Source organism: Pseudomonas emilianonis (assembly GCF_023072625.1).
Lineage (GTDB): Bacteria > Pseudomonadota > Gammaproteobacteria > Pseudomonadales > Pseudomonadaceae > Aquipseudomonas > Aquipseudomonas paraveronii.
In genome coordinates, this window is record NZ_JAKNRV010000481.1 from 1 (window position 1) to 3341 (window position 3341).

Consider the following 3341-nt stretch of genomic DNA (forward strand, 5'->3'; position numbering starts at 1 on the left):
TGCGGTCGAACTCGACCTGGTAGGCGCCACGGGCCAGGCCGACTTCCATGCGGCCGTTGCTGATCACATCGAGCAACGCGCATTCACCCGCCACCCGCAGCGGGTGCCAGAACGGCGCGATGATGGTGCCGGCGCCCAGGTGAATGGTGGTGGTCTTGGCCGCGAGGTAAGCCAGCAACGGCATCGGGCTTGGCGAGATGGTGTATTCCATGGCGTGGTGCTCGCCAATCCATACGGTGCTGAAGCCACCGGCTTCGGCCATCAGGGTCAATTCGGTCAAGTCTTCGAACAACTGGCGGTGGCTGATGCTCTCGTCCCAACGTTCCATGTGTACGAACAGGGAAAACTTCATGACGCTTACCTCGGATCTATTGTGATCGGCCTGTCGACCACGGGCCCTTAAGTGCTCTCGCCGTTGTAATGCTTGCCTTGGATAACGGCTGTTCGGCGGATTGATTGTTGGTATACCATAATATGGAATATCCACAAAACTTTTCTCTTCAACGGTTACACCCTCACCTCACAAGGAAGGTGAGCTCGATGAACATAAAACAAAAACTGATCCTGGCCTTTGCGGTGATTGCCAGCCTACCGGTGATTCTGGTGGCTGTGCTGATCATCCTCAACGTGCATGAGGTTCTTCACCGAGCCGACCATGATCGCGTGGTCTCACGCCACTGGGACGGGGCTGACACCCTGCAATCAAACTGTGGGAGGGGGCTTGCCCCCGATAGCGGTGGGTCAGCTACAGATAAGCTGGCTGTCCCTCCGTCATCGGGGGCAAGCCCCCTCCCACAGGGGATAGCTATCTACCTTGGGGTCTTCACAAAGCCGGGTTTTAGCCCGAATACCTCGACGCCCTGTGGCGTCGATTGCCCGGTGGTCACGGTCACGCGTTCCACCGGTTTGTCCATCGCCGGCCGGTACTCGACCGTCCTGTCCGGCTGGATCGCCTGGCTCGGAATCACGATCGCCTGTGCATTGTTGTAAGTGACGATGGTCAGTCGCGCGCTCATCCCCAGCCGCACCCGCTGCAATTGCTGCGGGGTCAGCTTGGGGATCGACAGGGTCACCGGAAACTGCGCGCTGCCCTGGGTATCACCGGCAATCGCCAAGCCGCTGACCACACTCACCGAGCCGCTCAGCCGCTCGCCGTCAAAGCCATCGCCCATCACTTCCACCGCCTGGCCCTGGTGCAGTTGGTTGATGTCCAGCTCGGAGACCTTGGCGACGATTTTCAGCCGTTCGATATTAGCCAGGCCGAACAGCACCTGGCCCTGGCTGACCTTGCTGCCGGCCTGCACCGGGGCGTTGGTGTTGCCAGCGCCTTGTGCCGCGTTGCCGCTTCCGGGCGCGGGTACCACGATGCCGGAGAAGGGCGCCTTGACCTCCTTGCCTTCGAGCTGCTGATACAGGGCGTCGTACTTCACGGTGGCATTGGTCAGCTCCATCTCCGCGATCTGTCGGTATTCGCCTTTGCCTTGATCCAATGCCTGTTGCAGTTCATCGCGCGCAGCGATCAGGTCCAGCTGTTGCTGCTGGGTCTGTTGCTTGAGGTCGTCCAGTTCGTTGCGCGGGATGATGCCGCGCTGAAACAGGTTTTCGCTTTCGGTGAGTTTGCGCTGGGTGTTGCTGGCGCTCATTTGCGCGGTGCGCAGGCTACGGCGCGCACGGCTGACGGTGGGGCTGTTGTCCCAGTTCTGCATGTCCTGCACGGTGCGCCGGGCCTTGAGTTGCGCGGAGAGTGCATCGCGCAGTTGCACTTCGAGCACGGCCGGGTCCATGCGCAGCAACACTTGCCCGGCGTCGACGCGCTGGCCTTGCTCCACCAGGTTGGCCTGCACATTGCCGTCGAACGGCGCGGTGAGGATGAGGGTGGTGTCGGGCTCGATCTTGCCCACCAGGCCGATCTGGTGTACCAGCGCGTCAGACTTGACCGCCAGCCACTGCTCGGTGGTGTTCAGCGGTTCGGCGGCGCTGCGATGGCTTTGCATGGCAATTCCCGCGCCCGCCAGCAGCACGATCAATCCAGCCGCCAGCAGGCGTTTTTGGTTAGTAGTCATTGAGGGCGATTTCCCAACTTTCCAGCGTCATGCCCAGGGTCAGATCGAGCTGGGTCTGGGCGTTCAAATAAGCGATCAGCGCATTGAGCTGCGCGTTTTCGGCGTTACGCAGGTCGGTTTCGAAACTCAGCACCTGGAAGTTGGTGGAGCGCCCGGCGCTGAGCTTTTCGCGCTCGATTTCGATCTTGCGCCGCGACAGCTCCACGGCGCGCTGGGAGATTTCATACTGGCGCCAGCGCGTGCCGAGGTCGCGTACCACGTTGTTCACGCTGCGTTCCAGTTCCTGGCGGGCGTCGGTGATGCTGATGGCCTGATCCTCCACATTCACCCGCGCCCGCACTTCGGCCTGGCGCGTGCTGATGTCGCCGATGGGGATTTGCACCTGCACTCCGGCGTAGCTGTCCCAACTGCGGTTGTTGCCGCTGCCGGCGTCGTTGTTGTAGTTGTCGCGTATCTGGTTCGCCCCGGCCACGAGGTCCACTTGCCAGCGCCCGGAGTCTTTGGCGATCACCAGGTTGAGGTCGGCCTGCTGGCTGCCGAGCAGGGTGGCGAGGTATTCCGGTTGCTGGTTCTGCGCCAGGTTGAACGCCTCGCGCTTGTCGACCTGCATGGGCTTGGCCTCCAGGGCCTCGGTGGCGCGGATCGGTGTCGACAGGTCGAGGGCCAGCAGGCGCAGCAAGGCCAGGCGGCTGCTGTCGAGTTGGTTCTGCGCTTCTTCCACGCCCAGTTGCTGGGTGGCGATGTCGGCTTCGGTCTGCACGATCTCGAACTCGGCCATGCGCCCGGCGCTGATCAGCGCCTTGTTCACTTCCAGCAAGGTGCCGGAGCGTTTCAGTGCGTCCTGGACGATGCTCAGTTGCTCCTGGGCGCGCAGCAATTCGCGGTAGGTGGCGATGATCTGGCTGATGGTTTGCGCCACGGTGGTCTTGAGGTTCAGGCGGTTGGCCTGCTCCGACAGGCGCGACAGGCGCAGCGGCGCGGTGGTTGCATCCCAGCCGGCGCCGCGCATCAGCGGTTGGATGAGCGCCAGGTCGAGGCCGTCGCTGCGGTAGCGACCGGCACGGTTGGCGTTATTCAGTTGCTGGGTCCAGGCCATGCTCAGGCGCGTGCCGTACTCGCCCAGCAGGCTGGTGGCCGGTGCCACGTTGGCATTGCGTGCGTTTTATTCTGTGAACAAAAAATGACCAATGTGGCGTTTTGCCTGTAGCGCAGACGTTTAAATCCTCTGTAAAGATTTCATCAACAGAGTTATCCACAGGCCGAGTGCAGAAAAAATCG

The 3341-nt window shown here is 61.8% G+C and carries 2 protein-coding genes and 1 pseudogene; all 3 read right to left on the minus strand.

Annotation, left to right across the window (positions count from 1 at the left end):
• On the minus strand, positions 1-352 hold a 352-nt coding region (locus L9Z73_RS27955), incomplete at its 3' end, for an LLM class flavin-dependent oxidoreductase (protein ID WP_247407954.1).
• Positions 353-809: 457 nt separating this feature from the next.
• Complete coding sequence (locus tag L9Z73_RS27960) at positions 810-2063, minus strand: efflux RND transporter periplasmic adaptor subunit (protein ID WP_247407956.1); 1254 nt, start codon at positions 2061-2063, stop codon at positions 810-812.
• A pseudogene (locus L9Z73_RS27965) lies at positions 2053-3225 on the minus strand (TolC family protein); the annotation flags it as partial. The pseudogene L9Z73_RS27965 and the gene L9Z73_RS27960, both read right to left, overlap by 11 nt.
• Positions 3226-3341: the final 116 nt, after the last annotated feature.